Consider the following 18,294-nt stretch of genomic DNA (forward strand, 5'->3'; position numbering starts at 1 on the left):
CGCCTGCCTGCGAGCCGTCATGCCGTCATCCCATCCCGTTGCCGTCATTCGCGCCGCCGAACACGAGGCCCTGGCCCGGGGACGGCGGCTCATGCCGCTGGCCGGGGCGGCCGCGGCGCGTTTCGTCGCGGCCCGGTTCGCGCCTGGGGCCAGGGTGTTGGCGCTGGCCGGCCCGGGCAACAATGGCGGCGATGCCCTGGTCGCGGCGACCCGCCTGCATGAAATGGGGTACGACTTGCGGGTCGTGCTGCCCTCGGGCGCGCAGTCCCTGCCCGCCGACGCCGCGCTTGCTCATGCCGGCTGGATCGCGGCGGGGGGCGCCACCAGTCGCCTGTTGACGCCCGATGCGGCGCCGGACCTGGTCATCGACGGCCTGTTCGGGATTGGCCTGAACCGTCCCCTGGGGCCGGACTGGCAGGCATTGGTGGACCGCGTCAACGCCTGGAACGCGCCGGTGCTGGCGCTGGATGTGCCCAGCGGCATCGATGCCGACACCGGCGCGGCCCTGGGCCGGCCCATCCGGGCGCGTTGGACGCTCTCCTTCATTGGCCGGGCAAGGGGATTGACGCTCGCGGATGCCACGGCTGGCGCCGTCGGCGAGTCCCACCTGGAGACGCTGGGCGTGACCCTGCCGCAGTCAGGCGCCGGCGCCTGAGCCCGGGCGGCCGCCGAAGCGCGCGGCGATGTCGGCGGCCAGCGGCGTGTAGCGTTCGTTGTCGCGGCCGGCCAGGGTGTTCAGGTGCGCTTCCGAGGCGTCGAACACCTGCCAGTAGATGCGGCCGCAGATCTCGCGCGCCGCATGGCCGGGCCAGTTGTCGGGCAGCATGGGGCCGGGCAGGTGGGGATCGTGCAGCACGATCCGGCGCCAATTGTGCAGCAGCATCACACGGGTGATGAAGGCATCGGATGGCGACGGCGGCGTCTCCAGCAACTTTTCCAATGGTCCGAAATTACGGGTGAACTGCCGGTACTGCTCGGCCACGTCGTCCAGGTTCCAGCACTGCGAGGCCAGGCTGGCGATCGGCAGGCCGCCGGCGCCGGCCAGGTCGCGCGCCGACAGCACCAGCGCCTTGTTCGGGATGCCCAGCTTTTCCAGGATGTCGTGCGCCGCGCGCGCTTCGGTGTGCGGGTGGGCGAACAGGCCCGGCGCGATCATGCCGAACCCTTCCCAGACCAGCTCGCGCCGCAGTTCCGCGCGCTCGGCCAGCCCGTTGCCGGTGCGCGGCAGCGCCACCAGCGTCCATTCCCCGTTCCAGTCCCGCGGCGCGCCCACGTAGATGCGCTGCGAGGCGTGCGCCGTGTGGCGCAGGCCTTGTTCGGAAATCAGGTAGAGGCTGCGGCGGCCGTGGCGCTCGGACTGCAGCCAGTTCTGCGCCACCAGCCGGAACACGCTGGTGCGCAGCAGGCGTTCGTTGATGCCCAGGGGCGCCAGCAGCTCGATCAGGTCGCCCAGCCAGATGGCGCCGCCATGGGGCGCCAGGGCGTCGCCCAGCAGGCTGACGCAGAGCGATTTGGCGCGCGGCGGATCGCTCTTGATGAGGCGTGACAGGTAGCGGTCCAGGGGCGACTGAGGGTTTGCCATAAGGGAGGCCGGGAACGGCCGATATCGGGATCCTCGATATGATACATAAATCCAATGTGATACAGATTTGAGTTTGACAATGGTTTTTTTGTATTAAATAATCCGCCTATGACATGACGGCACTGCGCGGCGTTTGCTTTGCGCTATCGCAAACCGTCTCAAGGAGACAACCATGTACGCTCAACTCGTCGAAACCGGCGTCAAGCAGGTCAAGACCGCGGACCAGCTCGAAGGCCGCGAACAGACGTTCCAGCGCCGCATCGACGATGGCGTGCGGATCGAGGCCAAGGACTGGATGCCCGAGGCCTACCGCAAGACCCTGGTGCGCCAGATCTCGCAGCACGCGCACTCCGAAATCGTCGGCATGCTGCCCGAAGGCAACTGGATCACCCGCGCCCCGTCGCTCAAGCGCAAGGCCATCCTGCTGGCCAAGGTGCAGGACGAAGCCGGCCACGGCCTCTACCTGTACAGCGCCGCCGAGACCCTGGGCGTGTCGCGCGACGACCTGATCGACGACCTGCATGCCGGCCGCGCCAAGTACTCCAGCATCTTCAATTACCCCACGCTCAGCTGGGCCGACATCGGCATGATCGGCTGGCTGGTCGACGGCTCGGCCATCATCAACCAGATCCCGCTGTGCCGTTGCTCCTACGGCCCCTACGCCCGCGCCATGGTGCGGGTCTGTAAGGAGGAGTCCTTCCACCAGCGCCAGGGCTACGACCTGCTGATGCAGATGTGCCTGCACGGCACGCCCGAACAGAAGGCGATGGTGCAGGACTCGCTGAACCGCTGGTGGTGGCCGGCGCTCATGATGTTCGGCCCGTCCGACGCGGACTCGCCCAACAGCGCCCAGTCCATGGCCTGGAAGATCAAGCTGTTCTCCAACGACGAACTGCGCCAGAAGATGGTCGACCAGACCGTGCCGCAGGCCGAATACCTGGGCCTGACCGTCCCCGATCCCGAGCTGAAGTGGAACGCCGAGCGCGGCCACTACGACTTCGGCGAGATCGACTGGAGCGAGTTCTACGCCGTGCTCAAGGGCAACGGCCCGTGCAACCGCGAACGCCTGGCGGCGCGCGTCAAGGCGCACGAAGACGGCGCCTGGGTGCGCGAGGCGCTGGTCGCCCACGCCGACAAGCAGGCCGAGCGCAAGGCGGCCTGAGCTTCGGCCGGGCGGCGCCCGGCCTTCCAACTCCTTACTCATCCATACCCGGAGCGCGACGCGCGCCCGGCATCCGAGGATATCCATCATGAGCAAAGACTGGCCTCTGTGGGAAGTGTTCATCCGCAGCCAGCACGGCCTGGCGCACAAGCACGTCGGCAGCCTGCACGCGCCCGACGCCGAAATGGCGATCAATCACGCCCGCGACGTCTATACCCGCCGCAACGAAGGCCTGAGCATCTGGGTGGTGCGCGCCTCCGACATCTCCGCCAGCAGCCCGGGCGACAAGGATCCCTTGTTCGAGCCGGCCAACAGCAAGGTCTACCGGCATCCCACGTTCTTCCCGATGCCTGAAGAAATCAAGCACATGTAAGGCGGCGGGGGAGACATGGACAAGACTTTCTTTGAATACCTGCTGCGCCTGGGCGACACGTCGCTGATCCTGTCGCAGCGGCTGGGCGCCTGGACCGGCCATGGCCCGATCCTGGAAGAGGACCTGGCGCTGACCAACACCGCGCTCGACCTGCTGGGCCAGGCCCGCATGTGGCTGACGTTGGCCGGCGAGGTCGAAGGCGCGGGCCGCGACGAAGACGCGCTGGCCTACCTGCGCGACGCCCACCAGTTCCACAACGCGCTGCTGGTCGAACGGCCCAACGGCAACTACGCCGACACCATGGCGCGGCAGTTCCTGTTCGACGTCTGGCACTACTTCCTGCTGCAGCGCCTGGCGCAATCGTCGGACGAACGCGTGGCCGGCATCGCCGCCAAGTCGCTCAAGGAAGTGACCTACCACGTGCGGCGCTCGTCCGACCTGGTGGTGCGCCTGGGCGACGGCACAGAGATCAGCCACGCCAAGATGCAGGCGGCGATCGACGACGCCTGGCGCTTCACCGGCGAACTGTTCACCGACGACGCGATCGACCAGGACATGGCGGCGCGCGGCATCGGCTGTGAACTGGCCGCGCTGCGCACGCCCTGGGAACAGCATGTGTGCGAAGTGCTTGAGGAAGCCACGCTGAAGGTGCCCGACGCCGCGGCGGCGAACCATCCGGCCCATAGCGGCGGCCGCCAGGGCCGGCACACCGAGGAGCTGGGCTACGTGCTGGCGGAAATGCAGTACCTGCCGCGCGCCTATCCGGGAGCGACGTGGTGAACATGCTGGCGTCCGCGTCCATCGAGCAGGTCTACGCCTGGCTGCAGGAGGTCCCCGATCCGGAGATCCCCGTGCTGTCGGTGGTGGACCTGGGCGTGGTGCGGGACGTCGCGTTCGAGGGCGACGCCTGCGTCGTCGTCATCACGCCGACCTACTCCGGCTGCCCCGCGATGCGCGAGATCACCGAAGACATCCGCCAGGTGCTGGCGCGCCACGGCATCGGCGAGGTGCGCGTCGAGACCCGCCTGTCACCCGCCTGGACCACCGACTGGATGAGCGAGAAGGGCCGCGCCGCGCTCAAGGACTACGGCATCGCCGCGCCCGCGCAACAGGCCATCGACATCTCGGGCATCAGCCGGCGCAACGCCGGGCCCGCCATCGAGTGCCCGCGCTGCGGCTCGCGCGACACGCGCCTGGTCAGCAACTTCGGATCGACCTCGTGCAAGGCGCTGTACCGCTGCGTCAGCTGCCGCGAGCCGTTCGATTATTTCAAGACTCACTGAGAGTGGTTTCGAAAATGAGCCTGAACCAATTCCACCCCCTGAAAGTGGCCTCGGTGGCGCGCAACACGCGCGACGCGGTGGTCGTGACGTTCGACCTGCCCGATACGCTGGCCGATGAATTCGCCTTCCTGCCGGGCCAGTACCTGACGCTGCGCACGCAGCTCAACGGCGAGGAGCTGCGCCGTTCCTATTCGATCTGTTCGGCGCCGCGCGACAAGCTGCTGCGCGTGGCGATCAAGAAGGTCGATGAGGGCGTCTTCTCCAGCTGGGCCAATCACGAGCTGCAGCCGGGCCAGACGCTGGAAGTGATGGCGCCGGCCGGCAACTTCACCGTCGATTTCGCGCCGCAGAACCAGCGCCACTACGTCGCCTTCGCGGTCGGCAGCGGCATCACGCCGGTGTTCTCGCTGGTCAAGACCGCGCTGTCGACCGAACCGAACAGCAAGTTCACGCTGTTCTTCGGCAACCGCGCCTCGTCGGCCGTGCTGTTCCGCGAAGAGATCGAGGACCTGAAGAACCTGTACATGGACCGCTTCTCGCTGGTCTACGTCATGAGCCGCGAAACCCAGGACATCGAGCTGTTCAACGGCCGCCTGGACGGCGACAAGGTCGACCAGCTGATGTCGGCCTGGATGAGCCCCGAGGATATCGACTACGCTTTTGTCTGCGGTCCCCAGACCATGACCGAGAGCGTGGTCGAGCGGCTGCAGGCCCGCGGCATTCCGAAGTCGAACATCAAGTTCGAACTGTTCGGCGCCCCGAAGGGGCCGCGCGCGTTGCGCACGGGGCAGGACGCCCGCCAGGCGCCCGGCAAGGGCCAGTGCGAGGTGACCGTGGTGCAGGACGGCCACAGCCGCAAGTTCGTGATCGACAAGAACAAAGACAGCGTGCTGGATTCGGCGCTGGCGCAGGGCATCGAGCTGCCGTATTCGTGCAAGGGCGGGGTGTGTTCCACCTGCCGTTGCAAGGTGGTCGAGGGCGAAGTGGACATGGATGCCAACTTCGCCCTGGAAGACTACGAAGTGGCGCGAGGCTTTATCCTGAGCTGCCAGAGCTTTCCGGTCAGCGACCGCCTGGTGATCGACTTCGACCAGGAAACCTGACCCGGCGCGCGCCAGTCAGACCCCTATTCCATTTGGAGAGACGCAGTGTCCCAGAAATTCTTCGAACGCCATCAGCCCCTGCTGGAACAAGCCCTGGCCGCCGCCGCGCTGCGCGGCTACTGGAGCCCGTTTGCCGAGTCGCCCAGCCCCCGCAACTATGGCGAGACCGCCAATGACGACGGCCGCGCCGCCTTCGAGGCGCTGCGCGGCAAGCCGTTTCCGCTGAACCTGCACGACGCCGACGGCACCGTCGGCGGCGAAAAGTCGCCCTTTGGCTTCGACCTGGGCATCACCTATCCGCACGTGCCGGCCGCCAAGCTGGTGGCCGCGTCCAAGCGCGCGTTGCAGGACTGGCGCCGCGCCGGCCCGCAGGCCTGGGTGGGCGTTTCGCTGGAAATCCTGGCGCGCCTGAACAAGCTGAGTTTCGAGATGGCCTACGCGGTGCAGCACACCACCGGCCAGGGCTTCATGATGGCCTTCCAGGCCGGTGGCCCGCACGCGCAGGACCGCGGCTTCGAGGCCGTGGCCTACGCCTGGCAGGAAATGTCGCGCATCCCCGGCGTCGCCATCTGGGAAAAGCCGCAGGGCAAGAATGATCCCATCCGCATGGAAAAGCACTTCACCGTGGTGCCGCGCGGCGTGGCGCTGGTGATCGGCTGCTCGACCTTCCCGACCTGGAACGGCTATCCCGGCCTGTTCGCCAGCCTGGCGACCGGCAACACCGTCATCGTCAAGCCGCACCCGGGCGCGATCCTGCCGCTGGCGCTGACCGTCAAGGTGGCGCGCGAAGTGCTGCAGGAGGCCGGCTTCGACCCGGACGTGGTGCTGCTGGCCGCGCACACCGCCGAGGAAGACACCGCGCGCCAGCTGGCGCTGGATCCCGCCGTCAAGATCATCGACTTCACCGGCAGCACCGCCAACGGCGACTGGCTCGAGAACAACGCCCGCCAGGCGCTGGTCTACACCGAGAAGGCCGGCGTCAATCAGGTCATCATCGACTCGGCCGCCGACCTGAAGGGCGTGGCGCGCAACCTGGCGTTCTCGCTGGCCCTGTACTCGGGCCAGATGTGCACGGCGCCGCAGAACATCTACGTGCCGCGCGACGGCATCCAGACGCCGGAAGGCCGCGTCAGCTTCGATGAGGTCGCCGCCGCCCTGGGCGCCGCGGTCGACAAGCTTGGCGCCGACGCCGCCAAGGCCGTCGAACTGACCGGCGCGATCCAGAACGAAGGCATCGTCGAACGCATCGAGAAGGCGCGCGCGCTGGGCCTGCCGGTGGTCGCCGACAGCAAGACGCTGACGCACCCGCAGTTCGAGAACGCCCGCGTGCGCACGCCGCTGCTGCTGCGCGCCGAGGCCGGCAACGCCGCCATCAGCCAGGAATGGTTCGGCCCGATCGCCTTCGTGGTCGCCACCGACTCCACCGCGCACAGCATCCAGATCGCGCGTGACAGCGTGATCGAACACGGCGCGCTGTCGCTGTCGGCCTACACCACCAGCAACGACGTGGCCGAGCAGGTGCAGGACGCGGCGGAAGAGTCCGGCGTGTCGCTGTCGCTGAACCTGACCGGCGCAGTGTTCGTCAACCAGACCGCGGCCTTCAGCGACTTCCACGGCACTGGCGCCAACCCGGCGGCCAACGCGGCGCTGTCCGACTCGGCCTACGTGTCCAACCGCTTCCGCGTGGTGCAGACGCGCCGTCACATCTGAGCGGTGGACCGGACATGACCTACCAAGACATCCAATTCGAACTGGCCGACGGCATCGCCCGCCTGACGCTGAACCGCCCGGACAAGCTCAACAGCTTCACCGCCAACATGCACGGCGAAGTGGCGCACGCGCTGACCCGCTTGGAAACCGAGGGCGCGCGCGTGCTGGTGCTGACCGGCGCCGGCCGCGGCTTCTGCGCCGGCCAGGACCTGAGCGAGCGCAAGCCGGCGCCCGATGGCACGCCGCCGGACCTGGGCGAGACCGTCGACAAGTTCTACGCGCCGCTGGTGCGCCGCCTGAACGCGCTGCCGATGCCGGTGGTGGTCGGGGTCAACGGCGTGGCGGCGGGGGCGGGTGCCAACCTCGCGTTCGCCGGCGACATCGTCATCGCCAAGGAGTCGGCCAACTTCATCCAGTCGTTCTGCAAGCTGGGGCTGATTCCCGACACGGGCGGCACCTTCGTGCTGCCGCGCCTGGTGGGCCGCGCCCGCGCCATGGGGCTGGCGATGCTGGGCGACAAGCTCAGCGCGCGCCAGGCCGAGGCCTGGGGGCTGATCTGGCAATGCGTGGCCGACGACGCGTTCGACGCCACGCTGGAGAACCTGGCGCAGCACTTCTCGCGCGCGCCGACCAAGGGCCTGGCCTATACCAAGCGCGCCTTGCAGGCCAGCCTGGGCAATGACCTGGCGACGCAGCTGGACCTGGAGCGCGACATGATGCGCGAACTGGGCCGCAGCGCCGACTACGCCGAAGGCGTGGCCGCGTTCCTGGGCAAACGCGAACCGCAGTTCAAGGGGCAATGATGAGCAGCACGCACGTTCCGCCCGTCGAGGCGCCGACCGATCCGCAGGAACTGGCGCAGGCCGTGGGCACGGTGATGTACGCCGGCGACGCGGCCTCGCAGGGCCTGGACATGAAGGTCGAGGAAATGGCGCCGGGCTATGCGCGCCTGACCATGCGGGTGCGTCCCGACATGCTCAACGGCCACAGGACCTGCCACGGCGGCTTCATCTTCGCGCTGGCCGACAGCGCCTTCGCCTTTTCCTGCAATTCGCGCAACGTCAGCACCGTGGCGTCGGGCTGCACCATCGATTACCTGGCCCCCGGCTTCGAGGGCGACCTGCTGACCGCGGTGGCGCAGGAGCGCTCGCTGGCGGGACGCACCGGGGTGTACGACGTGACGGTCACCAACCAGGACGGCCGCAATGTCGCCCTGTTCCGGGGCCGTTCCTATCGCATCAAGGGGCAGATCGTCGGCACGCCAGCCGAGGCTTGAACGCGTCAACCCATCAGAGACAAGACCGCCGGCCGAGGCGGGCGCGTGGCGCGCTCCCCGGATCGGCGGATGCATTCCAGGAGAGAGATAACCATGTCCAACACCATGAGCAAGCCGGGGCTGGACCCCATCGAGCATGCCAGCCAGGATGAGCTGCGCGCGTTGCAGCTCGAGCGCCTGAAGTGGTCGCTCAAGCACGCCTACGAGAACGTGCCGCACTACAAGAAGGCGTTCGACGAGATGGGCGTGCATCCCGACGACCTGAAGCAGCTGTCGGATATTTCGAAGTTCCCGTTCACCACCAAGAAGGAACTGCGCGAGAACTATCCGTTCGGCATGTTCGCGGTGCCGCGCGAGCGTATCTCGCGCATCCACGCGCCCAGCGGCACGACCGGCAAGCCGACCGTGGTGGGCTACACCCAGCGCGACCTGGACAACTGGGCCAACCTGGTGGCGCGCTCGATCCGCGCGGCCGGCGGCAAGCCCGGCGACACGGTGCACGTGGCCTACGGCTACGGCCTGTTCACGGGCGGCCTGGGCGCGCATTACGGCGCCGAACGCCTGGGTTGCACCGTCATCCCGATGTCGGGCGGGCAGACCGAAAAGCAGGTGCAGCTGATCAACGATTTCCGTCCGGACATCATCATGGTCACGCCCTCTTATTTCTGCAATATTCTGGAGGAGCAGCGCCGCCAGGGGATTGATCCGCGTCAAACTTCGCTGCGCATCGGCATCTTCGGCGCCGAGCCCTGGACCGGGCAGATGCGCGCCGACATCGAGGCCGAGGCCGGCATCGATGCGGTCGACATCTACGGGCTGTCCGAAGTGATGGGCCCGGGCGTGGCCAGCGAGTGCGTCGAGACCAAGGACGGCCCGGTGGTGTGGGAAGACCACTTCTACGCCGAGATCATCAATCCGGACACGGGCGAACCCGTGGCGGACGGCGAGCCGGGCGAACTGGTGTTCACCTCGCTCACCAAGGAAGCGATGCCCATCATCCGCTACCGCACCCGCGACCTGACCCGCCTGCTGCCGCCCACCGCGCGCAGCATGCGCCGCATCGGCAAGATCACCGGCCGCAGCGACGACATGCTGATCGTGCGCGGCGTGAACATGTTCCCGACCCAGGTCGAGGAACTGGTGCTCAAGATCGCGCAGCTGGCGCCGCACTACCAGCTGGTGCTGTCGCGCACCGGCAATATGGACGAACTCGAGATCCTGACGGAAGTCCGGGCCGAGTTCTCGACCCTGTCGGACGCCGAGCGCGCGGCGCTGGGCAAGCAGCTGCAGCACGCGGTCAAGACGCACATCGGCGTCAGCGCCCGCATCCAGGTGTCGGATGCCGGCCACGTCGAGCGTACGTTGACGGGCAAGGCCCGCCGCGTGATCGACAAGCGCCCGAAGGGCTGAGCGCGCTGCGCGTCCCCGCCGCCGGCAACGGGGCGGGACGGCCACGCCGCCATGAAAAAAGCAGCCCTCGGGCTGCTTTTTTTTCGACGCCGCCGTTTCCCGCCGGGCGCGCCGTCAGGCCTGGCGCGTCACGTCGCGCACGATGTGGCGGTACCAGAAGTGCAGCAGCGTGGCCGACAGCGCCAGGCCGACCATGGCCATCAGCCACATGCTGCCCGCCCCCTGCGGCGAGCCCGGCACCAGGATCTCGCGCAGCCCGTCCAGGCCGCCTTGGCCCGGCCCGAAACCGAACCACCAGCCGCCGACCAGGCCGACGCCGGCCAGCGCCACGGTCTGCAGCAGCAGCGGCACCACCGCGACCTTGTAGGCCCGCAGCAGGTACGAGTTGATGCACTGCATGGAGTCGAACAGGTGGAACAGCGGCAGCACCGCCAGCAGCGTGGTGGCCACGGCGGTCACCTGCGGGTTGTCGGTGTAGGCCGCCAGGATCAGGGGGCGGCCGGCCAGCAGCACCGCCGCGGTCAGCAGCGCGCCCATCAGCCCGAGCGCCAGGCCGGCCATGCCGGTGCGATGGGCGTGCGCGAGGTTGCCGGCGCCGATCGCCTGCGCCGTCAGGGCGGCGGTGGCCACCCCCAGCGCCATCGGCATCATGTAGCAGAGCGCCGCCAGGTTCGCCATGATCTGGTGGCCGCCGGTGACGAAGGTGCCTTCACGCGCGACCAGCAGCGCCATGAAGGTGAAGGCCGAGACCTCGACCAGGTACGAGCCGCCCATCGGGATGCCCAGGCGCAGCAGTTCCTTCAGCGTCTTCCAGTCGGGGCGGCCGACGTGCAGGTGGAAGCGGCGGTAGTAGCGGTCGTGAGTGATGACCCACAGGCCCAGCCCCAGGCTCATCCACGACACCACCGCCGTGGCCAGGCCGGCGCCGGTGGCGCCCATGGCGGGCAGGCCCAGGCTGCCGTAGATGAACAGCCAGTTGAAGAAGGCCTTGAAGCCGATGGCGGTGAGGTTGATCGCCATCACCAGCTTGGGCCGCGAGACCGAGGTGCCGAGCGCGTAGATGGTGCGGAACACCAGCGCGGCCGGCAGGGCCAGGATCAGCGCCCGCAGGTACGAAGCGATGCGCTCGCGCACGCCGGGATCGACGTTGCCCGACATCGACAGCCAGAAGTCCGGGAACAGCATCAGGATGCCGCCCACTACCGACAATCCCAGCGCCAGCCATACGCCCTGGCCCCAGCTGCGGCCGACTTCGCGGTTGTTGCCGGCGCCGAAGTGCTGCGCCAGGATCGGGATGAGGGCGTGGACCACGCCCATCAGGCCGACGAAGACGGTGATGTAGATGGAGGCCGACAGGGCCATCGCCGCCAGGTCATTGGCACTGGCGTGGCCGGTCATGGCGGTGTCGAGAACGCCGAACGAGATGCCGGCCCATTGGCTGATCAGGACCGGCCAGGCCTGCTTCGCGATGCCGCGCAGGGTGGCGCCGAAACTGGCCGGCGCCGCGTGGACGGGGGTCATCGCGTGGGGCCGACGCGCAGCAGGCGGAAGACTTCCTGGCGATCGGCGCGGCGGCCGCCTTGCCACAGCACGTCGGCGCTGTCGCTGTAGGCGGCGGTGTTGTCGCGCAGGCTCTGGTTGGTGGTCTGCTGCAGCACCAGCGTGCACTTGGAATCGAACGTGAACGTCAGGTTGTTGAAGATCAGGAACGAGGCGCGCTGGCCGCTGCCCAGGCTGAGGCCGCGCACGCATTCGCCCGGCCGGATGTTCTGCTCCAGGGCCTGCGCCAGCTCGCCGGACACGGTGCGATAGCTGCGGGCATAGTCGACCGCGGGCTGCCACAACAGCACCAGCAGGATCCAGGTGACCGTCAGGCCGCCGGCGGACAGCACGGTGCCGCGCCACAGGGCTTGCGGCTTGACCCGCAGGCGCCAGACCACCAGCGCGATCCAGCCGATGGTGAAGACCACCGCCAGCGCGAACGCCACCCACGAGATGACGGGCTCATAGCCGGTCGTCTGGCGGCCGATGTTGCGGGAGATCTGCGCGGGCCATTGGAAGTGCAGGGCGATCCAGCCGAGCCACGCGGTGGCGGCGGTCAGCGAAAAACACATCACCGCGAACCAGTCCAGCGTGTTGACTACGCCGCGCCGCAGGGTTGGCAGCGAGAACGCGCCCAGCACCGCGCAGGGCACGGCCAGCAGCACGTATTCGGAGTCGCTGGCCTCGTCCAGCCCGAACAGCCCCAGGGTCGAGCAGATCAGCAGCATCAGCGGCAGCCAGATGTGCGGGGCGTAGATCCAGGCGCGCCAGCGCCAGATGGCCAGCAGCGCCAGCGGCCAGGTCGGCCACAGGTACCAGGGCAGGTCGCGCAGGGTGCGGCCCACGTCGTGCCAGGTGGGCACGGCGAAGGACGCCAGGTTCCAGGTCTTCCAGTTGCGGATCCAGTACTCGCTGCTCTGGCTGGCGGGAATCCACCAGGCCAGGATCAGGACGGCGGCGACCAGCGCGGCCCAGGGCAGCCAGCGCTTGCACTTCCAGAGCGGGCCGCGCGGATAGAAGGCGAGCAGGGCGGCGACCATGATCGGCAGGGCGCCGATCCAGCCGCGCGTGAGGAAGCTGGCGGCCAGCGCGATGCCCAGCGTGGTCGAGCCGGTGACGGGGCGGTCCACGGTGCGCGCCAGCGAGTAGAAGGCCAGCGCCTGGCAGGCCATGATGGCGGGCACCACCGTGGTCTCATGGGTGCGCTGCAGGATGCCGACGGTGGCCAGCAGCAGCAGCAGCGCGGCGTCGGCCAGCATGCGGCCGTAGTCGCGCGGCTCCGGTTCGCCCCCGAAGGGCAGCGCCAGCGGCTGGGCTTCGGCGCGCCGGCCGAGCAGGTAGGTGCCGTACCAGACGCTCATCGCCGTCACGCCGAACCACAGCAGGTTGGGCAGGCGGCCGGCGGTGATGTCGCCGATGAAGGGGCCGAACAGCCAGATGCTGATCGCGCCGATCCAGGTGATCAGCGGGCCTTCCTCGGCGTGAGCCAGGTGCCCCACTTGCGGCAGCAGCCAGGTGATCCCGCCTTCACGGATGGCGGTGATCATGGTCGCCAGGCCGACCGCATCGTCCGTTTTCCACGGGTCGCGCATGAACAGGCCGGCGATGATGTACGCCAGCGCCAGCCCAAGCAGAATCAGCCTGGGCAGTTTCGCGGTGGCCACGGACGTCAGCCGGGCCGGAGTGGAAATGGAAAGTGGGGACACGGGCGTTAATGTAACCGAGTGATCGGGAAGCGCCAGCCCCCGGTTTGCGTAGGAGCGGGATCAGGGGAAAAAAAAGCAGCCCGGAGGCTGCCTTTTTGCTGTGACTCCCGTAGGAGCGACAGGATCAGGAAGCGGACTTGACCGTGCCGGCGGTACGGGCGAAACGGGCGCGGAACTTTTCCACGCGGCCGGTTTCGACGATACGCGTCTGGGCGCCCGTGTAGAACGGGTGCGATTCGGAGGTCACGTCGCACTTGAAGAGCGGGTACGTCTTGCCATCGAGTTCGATGGTTTCGCGCGTTTGCACGGTCGAGCGGGTGATGAACTTGCTGCCCGTTTGCAGGTCGGCGAAGACGACTTCGCGGTATTCGGGGTGAATGCCTTCTTTCATGGTGCTTTCCTAGGACTCCCTCAAGGGAGTCATGTCAAAAGTTAGGGTCGCCAGCACGAATCGCTTTTTCAGGCGTTCTTGCCACGTATCCGAAAAGTAACTGTGCATTCTAGCATGGGATCGCCGGGCCGGAACAGGCAATCCGGGCCGTCCGCGTGGGGAGGCCCGGATTTTTCATCCGGGGACGGATCGAAGCGACGATCAGAGATCGGTGCGCAGTTTCCAGATCTCCGGGAACAGCACTACCTCCAGCATGCGCCGCAGGTAATCCACGCCCGAGGTGCCGCCGGTGCCGCGCTTGAAGCCGATGACGCGCTCGACCGTGGTGACGTGGCGGAAACGCCACAGGCGGAAGGCATCTTCCAGGTCAGTCAGTTTCTCGCCCAGCTGGTACAGGTCCCAGTAGCGGTCGGTGTCGCGGTAGACCGTCAGCCAGGCCTGCTCGACGCCTTCCGACGCCTGGTAGGGCTGGGTCCAGTCGCGTTCCAGGCGGTCGGCGGGGACCGCCACGCCGTGCCGCGCCAGCAGGCGCAGCGATTCGTCATACAGCGACGGCGTCTCGTAGGCCTGCTGCACCTGCGCCAGCAGGTCGGCGCGATGCGCGTGCGGCTTGAGCATGGCGGCGTTCTTGTTGCCCAGCAGGAATTCGATCTGGCGGTACTGGTAGCTCTGGAAGCCGCTGGAGCGCGCCAGGTAGGGGCGCAGGGCGGAATACTCGGGCGGCGTCATGGTCGCCAGCACGTCCCAGGCGTGGACCAGCTGTTCCATGATCTTGCTGACCCGGGCCAGCATCTTGAAGGCCGGCTGCGGGCGGTCCGCCGCCAGGTTGGCGATGGCGCCGCGCAACTCGTGCAGCATCAGCTTCATCCAGAGCTCGCTGGTCTGGTGCTGGATGATGAACAGCATCTCGTTGTGCTCGGGCGAGAGCGGATGCTGCGCGCCCAGCAGTTCGTCCAGGTGCAGGTAATCGCCGTAGGTCATGTCGCGCGTGAAATCCAGCTGCGCCTTTTCCTCGCGGACGATGTCTTCGGGGCGTTGGCTCTGGCTCATGCGCGGCCTCCCTGGCAGGGCGGGGCAGCGCGGCGGGCCGAGGCGGGCAGGCTGCGCCAGCCGGAATGCGGCAGGCGGGCGCAGGCAAGCGCCATGCGCGGATCGGAGGGAGTGTTCATGGTCGTGCTTCTTCGAAAAGGCGGGCCGCGCGTGACGGGGCGGCGCGCTCATCGCGCCGCGTCTCGCGCGCAGCCTGCCCGGTGGCCGGTATCAGCCCAGTTCGCGCAAGACGGCGCGCACCGGGCTGGCGTCAGCCTGGATCAAAGCCAGCGGCAGTGCGATCAGTTCGTAATCGCCCTCCGGCACGTCGTCGAGCACCAGGTTCTCCAGTACTTGCATGTCGTGCCGCAGGATGGCGTGATGGCTGTCCAGGGTCTTGCTGGACGCGGGGTCGATGCTGGGGGTGTCCAACCCGATCAGCATGACGCCGCGTTCGGCCAGCCATTCGATGGTCTGGGGCGCGTAGGCCGAGAAGTCGTCCGTCCACCATTCCTGCGCGGCATGCTTGGCGGTACGCACCAGGATGCGCGGGGGCAGGTTGTTGGCGGCGTGGAGCAGGTGCTCCGGGGTGATCAGTGGCCCGCAGTCAATGGCGTGGATGACGCGACAGGGGCCCAGGAAGGGTTCGAGCGAGACCGCGCCGATGGCGGCGCCGCCGTTCTGGTAGTGCAGCGGCGCATCGGCGTGCGCGCCGACGTGCGGCGACATCGTGATTTCGCTGACGTTGACCGGACAGCCGGGTTCGAGCGACCACTTCCATTGCTGGCGATACGGCGTATCGCCAGGAAACACGGGCGAAGCCGTGGAGACGGGAGGGGAGATATCCCACAGGCGTTTCATGGAGGCGCGAGGTCGCGGAAGCGGAAATTAGGTTAAGCCTAAAACAATATCGGGCCGTAGTCTAACGAATTCCCGCCGCGGGCGCAGCCTTACATGCGGCCGTGTTCCGCCATCGAGGCGACTTCGTCGCCGGCGACGATCAGGTGGTCGACCAGGGCGACGTCGACCAGCGCCAGCGCCTGCTTCAGGTGGCGGGTGAACGCCAGGTCGGCGGCGCTGGGCTGGGCCAGGCCGGACGGGTGGTTGTGGGCGATGATGAGGGCCGCCGCGTGATGGCGCAGGGCCTCGCGCACCACCTCGCGCGGATAGACCGAGGCCTGCGACAGCGTGCCGCGCGCCAGTTCGCCGCTGGCGATCAGCCGCAGCTGACTGTCCAGGTAGAGCGCGATGCAATGTTCGACCCGGCGGTGGGCCAGCGTGACCTTGCAATATTGTTTCACCCGCGAAGGATGGTCGAGAGTGCTGGCGAGCGTCAGTTCTTCCTCGATGGCGCGCTTGGCCAGTTCCAGGATCGCCGCCAGGGCGCAGGCCTTGGCCGTGCCCAGGCCGGGCACGGCCAGCAGCTCTTCCGGGGAGGCTCCCAGCAGCCCGCGCAGGCCGCGGAACCGGTCCAGCAGCTGGCTGGAAAGGTCCAGCACATTCAGCCCGGGCACCCCGGTGCGCAGGGCGATGGCGAGCAGCTCGGTATTTTGTAACGACGAGGCGCCCAGGCGCAGCAGGCGCTCGCGGGGACGCTCGTGTTTGGACACCTGGACAGACAATTTCATAAGAGGCTCTAAAATCAGGGTTCACTTACTGTCTGACTACGGTGGCAGATCTTGAGCATCGCCTCTAACGAAATGAATGTTTTGGTCCGTCCGGACTCCTACCTGACGCTGCATTACCGCATCACCCTGGCTTCGGGCCCCGGCAAGGATTCGGTGTTCACCGATACTTTCGACGGCCGTCCCGCCACGCTGCAGATGGGCAGCGGCCAATGGGCGCCGGGCCTGGAGACCGCCTTGCTGGGCAAGGCCGAGGGCGACCGCTTCAGCGTCACGCTGGAGCCGGCCGACGCCTATGGCGACCGCAACCCCGAGCTGATCCAGCGCGTCACGCGCAAGATGCTCGCCGAGCACGCCGGCGCCGACGCCACCTTCGAGCCCGGCGACCTGGTCGAGTTCGCGGCGCCCAACGGCGGCCGCTATTCGGGCGTCCTGAAGGAAATCAACGAGGAATCGGCATTGTTCGATTTCAACCACCCGCTCGCGGGCATCAGCTTGCGGGTCGACGTGGCGCTGCTGGGAGTTCTCTGATGAGCCAGGCTGTCACCGCCGCCGGCGCCGAAGTCCTGCTGGCGCAGCCGCGCGGCTTCTGTGCCGGCGTCGATCGCGCCATCGACATCGTCGAGCGCGCGCTCGAGCTGCACGGCGCGCCGATCTACGTGCGCCACGAGATCGTCCACAACCGCTACGTGGTCGAAGACCTGCGCGCCAAGGGCGCCATCTTCATCGACGAACTGGACGATGCGCCTTCCGGCGCCATCGTGGTGTTCTCGGCCCATGGCGTGTCCAAGGCGGTGCGGGCCGAAGCCGAGGCGCGCGGGCAGCAGGTGTTCGATGCCACCTGCCCGCTGGTGACCAAGGTGCACATCGAGGTGGCCCGCATGCGCGCGGCCGGCCGCGAGATCATCATGATCGGCCACAAGGGCCATCCGGAAGTCGAAGGCACGCTGGGCCAGGCCCAGGGCGGCATGTATTTGGTCGAGACCGTCGACGACGTGGCCAGCCTGCAGGTCACCGATCCCGAGAACCTGGCGTACGTCACGCAGACCACGCTGTCGGTGGACGACGCCGCGGCCGTGTCCAAGGCGCTCAAGGCGCGCTTTCCCAGCATCGTCGAGCCCAAGAAAAGCGACATCTGCTACGCCACCCAGAACCGCCAGGACGCGGTCAAGGTGCTGGCGCCCGAGTGCGACCTGGTGCTGGTGGTCGGCAGCCCCAACAGCTCCAATTCCAACCGCCTGCGCGAAGTGGCGGACCGCAAGGGCGTGGCGTCGTACCTGATCGACGGCGCGCATTCCATCGACCCGGCCTGGCTCGAGGGCCGCAAGCGCATCGGCGTGACCGCCGGCGCGTCGGCGCCCGAGATCCTGGTGCAGCAGGTGATCGCGCGGGTCAAGGAACTGGGCGCGGTGTCGGTGCGCACCATGCCGGGCCTGGAAGAGAACGTGGCGTTCCCGCTGCCCAAGGGCCTGTCGCGCAAGGCCGCGCAGACCGAATCGCTGGAATGAGCGCGACGCCCGCCGCGGGCGTCGCGCAGAACAAGAATCGAGGAGACTCCATGCAGTTGTACAGCTATTTCCGCAGCTCGGCCGCGTATCGCGTGCGCATCGCGCTGAACCTGAAGGGCCTGCCGTACGAATACCTGGCGGTGCACCTGCTCAAGGACGGCGGCCAGCAATTGTCGGCCGACTATCGCAAGGTCAACCCGACCGCGCTGGTGCCCACGCTGGTCGATGGCGATGCGGTCATCGGCCAGTCGCTCGCCATCATCGAGTACCTCGAGGAAACGCATCCGCAGGCGCCGCTGCTGCCGGCCGACGCGATCGGCCGCGCGCGCGTGCGCGACCTGGCGCTGGGTATCGCCTGCGATACCCATCCGCTGAACAACCTGCGGGTGTTGAAATACCTGAAGCACACGCTGGGCGTGGACGAGGCCGCCAAGACGGCCTGGTACCAGCACTGGGTGCGCCAGGGGCTGGAAGCCCTGGAAGCGCAGCTGGCCGGCTCGGCCGCCACCGGCGCGTTCTGCCATGGCGACACGCCGACCATCGCCGATCTGTGCCTGGTGCCGCAGGTGGCCAACGCGCGCCGCTTCGAATGCG

General features: G+C 67.9%; 20 protein-coding genes. 13 read left to right on the plus strand and 7 right to left on the minus strand.

Annotation, left to right across the window (positions count from 1 at the left end; translation table 11 throughout):
- Positions 1-19 precede the first annotated feature (19 nt).
- Positions 20-655 (plus strand): NAD(P)H-hydrate epimerase, encoded by a 636-nt coding sequence (locus AOZ49_RS00120; RefSeq protein ID WP_054429461.1) that lies wholly within the window; start codon positions 20-22, stop codon positions 653-655.
- On the opposite strand, the gene paaX is transcribed toward AOZ49_RS00120, so the two are convergent.
- Positions 638-1,582, minus strand: coding sequence for a phenylacetic acid degradation operon negative regulatory protein PaaX (paaX, locus tag AOZ49_RS00125; RefSeq protein WP_054473888.1), 945 nt, complete (start codon positions 1,580-1,582; stop codon positions 638-640). The two genes, AOZ49_RS00120 and paaX, sit on opposite strands and share 18 nt — an antisense overlap.
- Positions 1,583-1,754: 172 nt before the next feature.
- Here paaX and paaA point away from each other — a divergent pair, with 172 nt between their 5' ends.
- The 9 genes from paaA (at position 1,755) to paaK (ending at position 9,899) form a co-directional block, all read left to right on the plus strand.
- Positions 1,755-2,744 (plus strand): 1,2-phenylacetyl-CoA epoxidase subunit PaaA, encoded by a 990-nt coding sequence (gene paaA, locus AOZ49_RS00130; RefSeq protein ID WP_054429459.1) that lies wholly within the window; start codon positions 1,755-1,757, stop codon positions 2,742-2,744.
- 88 nt (positions 2,745-2,832) lie between these two features.
- A complete protein-coding gene (gene paaB / locus AOZ49_RS00135) occupies positions 2,833-3,117 on the plus strand; it encodes a 1,2-phenylacetyl-CoA epoxidase subunit PaaB (RefSeq protein WP_006388300.1) in 285 nt (94 codons plus the stop codon).
- 15 nt (positions 3,118-3,132) lie between these two features.
- A complete protein-coding gene (paaC, locus tag AOZ49_RS00140) occupies positions 3,133-3,897 on the plus strand; it encodes a 1,2-phenylacetyl-CoA epoxidase subunit PaaC (RefSeq protein WP_054429458.1) in 765 nt (254 codons plus the stop codon).
- 2 nt (positions 3,898-3,899) lie between these two features.
- The gene (gene paaD, locus AOZ49_RS00145; RefSeq protein WP_156349980.1) at positions 3,900-4,400 is read left to right on the plus strand and encodes a 1,2-phenylacetyl-CoA epoxidase subunit PaaD; all 501 of its coding nucleotides are present in this window, start codon (positions 3,900-3,902) and stop codon (positions 4,398-4,400) included.
- A gap of 14 nt (positions 4,401-4,414) precedes the next feature.
- Positions 4,415-5,503, plus strand: coding sequence for a 1,2-phenylacetyl-CoA epoxidase subunit PaaE (gene paaE, locus AOZ49_RS00150; protein ID WP_054429457.1), 1,089 nt, complete (start codon positions 4,415-4,417; stop codon positions 5,501-5,503).
- 45 nt (positions 5,504-5,548) lie between these two features.
- On the plus strand, positions 5,549-7,213 hold the full coding sequence (paaN, locus tag AOZ49_RS00155) for a phenylacetic acid degradation protein PaaN (RefSeq protein WP_054429456.1): 1,665 nt from the start codon (positions 5,549-5,551) through the stop codon (positions 7,211-7,213).
- 14 nt (positions 7,214-7,227) lie between these two features.
- Entirely contained in the window at positions 7,228-8,016 is a 789-nt protein-coding gene (paaG, locus tag AOZ49_RS00160) for a 2-(1,2-epoxy-1,2-dihydrophenyl)acetyl-CoA isomerase PaaG (RefSeq protein WP_054473889.1), read from the plus strand.
- Positions 8,016-8,489 carry a hydroxyphenylacetyl-CoA thioesterase PaaI gene (paaI, locus tag AOZ49_RS00165; protein WP_054473890.1) on the plus strand — a complete coding sequence of 158 codons (474 nt, stop codon included), beginning with the start codon at positions 8,016-8,018 and terminating at the stop codon, positions 8,487-8,489. The genes paaG and paaI overlap by 1 nt, the downstream gene beginning before the upstream one ends.
- Positions 8,490-8,582: 93 nt before the next feature.
- Positions 8,583-9,899 (plus strand): phenylacetate--CoA ligase PaaK, encoded by a 1,317-nt coding sequence (gene paaK / locus AOZ49_RS00170; RefSeq protein WP_054473891.1) that lies wholly within the window; start codon positions 8,583-8,585, stop codon positions 9,897-9,899.
- Positions 9,900-10,013: 114 nt separating this feature from the next.
- On the opposite strand, the gene AOZ49_RS00175 is transcribed toward paaK, so the two are convergent.
- From AOZ49_RS00175 to radC, 6 genes are all read right to left on the minus strand, one after another.
- Entirely contained in the window at positions 10,014-11,420 is a 1,407-nt protein-coding gene (locus AOZ49_RS00175) for an MATE family efflux transporter (RefSeq protein ID WP_054473892.1), read from the minus strand.
- Complete coding sequence (locus tag AOZ49_RS00180; protein WP_054473893.1) at positions 11,417-13,147, minus strand: ArnT family glycosyltransferase; 1,731 nt, start codon at positions 13,145-13,147, stop codon at positions 11,417-11,419. The genes AOZ49_RS00175 and AOZ49_RS00180 overlap by 4 nt, the downstream gene beginning before the upstream one ends.
- A 124-nt stretch (positions 13,148-13,271) precedes the next feature.
- Positions 13,272-13,538: a type B 50S ribosomal protein L31 gene (locus tag AOZ49_RS00185; RefSeq protein WP_006388310.1), complete on the minus strand. Its 267-nt coding sequence runs from the start codon at positions 13,536-13,538 to the stop codon at positions 13,272-13,274.
- A gap of 201 nt (positions 13,539-13,739) precedes the next feature.
- Complete coding sequence (gene kynA, locus AOZ49_RS00190; protein WP_054429450.1) at positions 13,740-14,588, minus strand: tryptophan 2,3-dioxygenase; 849 nt, start codon at positions 14,586-14,588, stop codon at positions 13,740-13,742.
- Between the two features lie 210 nt (positions 14,589-14,798).
- On the minus strand, positions 14,799-15,428 hold the full coding sequence (kynB, locus tag AOZ49_RS00195; RefSeq protein ID WP_054473894.1) for an arylformamidase: 630 nt from the start codon (positions 15,426-15,428) through the stop codon (positions 14,799-14,801).
- 89 nt (positions 15,429-15,517) lie between these two features.
- Complete coding sequence (gene radC, locus AOZ49_RS00200) at positions 15,518-16,195, minus strand: RadC family protein (RefSeq protein ID WP_054429448.1); 678 nt, start codon at positions 16,193-16,195, stop codon at positions 15,518-15,520.
- 51 nt (positions 16,196-16,246) lie between these two features.
- Between radC and AOZ49_RS00205 the strand changes: the two genes are divergently transcribed.
- The 3 genes from AOZ49_RS00205 to maiA all read left to right on the plus strand — a co-directional run.
- Positions 16,247-16,723 carry an FKBP-type peptidyl-prolyl cis-trans isomerase gene (locus AOZ49_RS00205; protein ID WP_175142229.1) on the plus strand — a complete coding sequence of 159 codons (477 nt, stop codon included), beginning with the start codon at positions 16,247-16,249 and terminating at the stop codon, positions 16,721-16,723.
- A complete protein-coding gene (gene ispH, locus AOZ49_RS00210) occupies positions 16,723-17,700 on the plus strand; it encodes a 4-hydroxy-3-methylbut-2-enyl diphosphate reductase (protein WP_054429447.1) in 978 nt (325 codons plus the stop codon). The genes AOZ49_RS00205 and ispH overlap by 1 nt, the downstream gene beginning before the upstream one ends.
- A gap of 50 nt (positions 17,701-17,750) precedes the next feature.
- Positions 17,751-18,294: maleylacetoacetate isomerase (gene maiA, locus AOZ49_RS00215; protein ID WP_054473895.1), on the plus strand; the 544-nt coding region annotated here is incomplete at its 3' end.

This window comes from Achromobacter sp. 2789STDY5608615 (assembly GCF_001298995.1).
Taxonomy (GTDB): domain Bacteria; phylum Pseudomonadota; class Gammaproteobacteria; order Burkholderiales; family Burkholderiaceae_B; genus Achromobacter; species Achromobacter insuavis.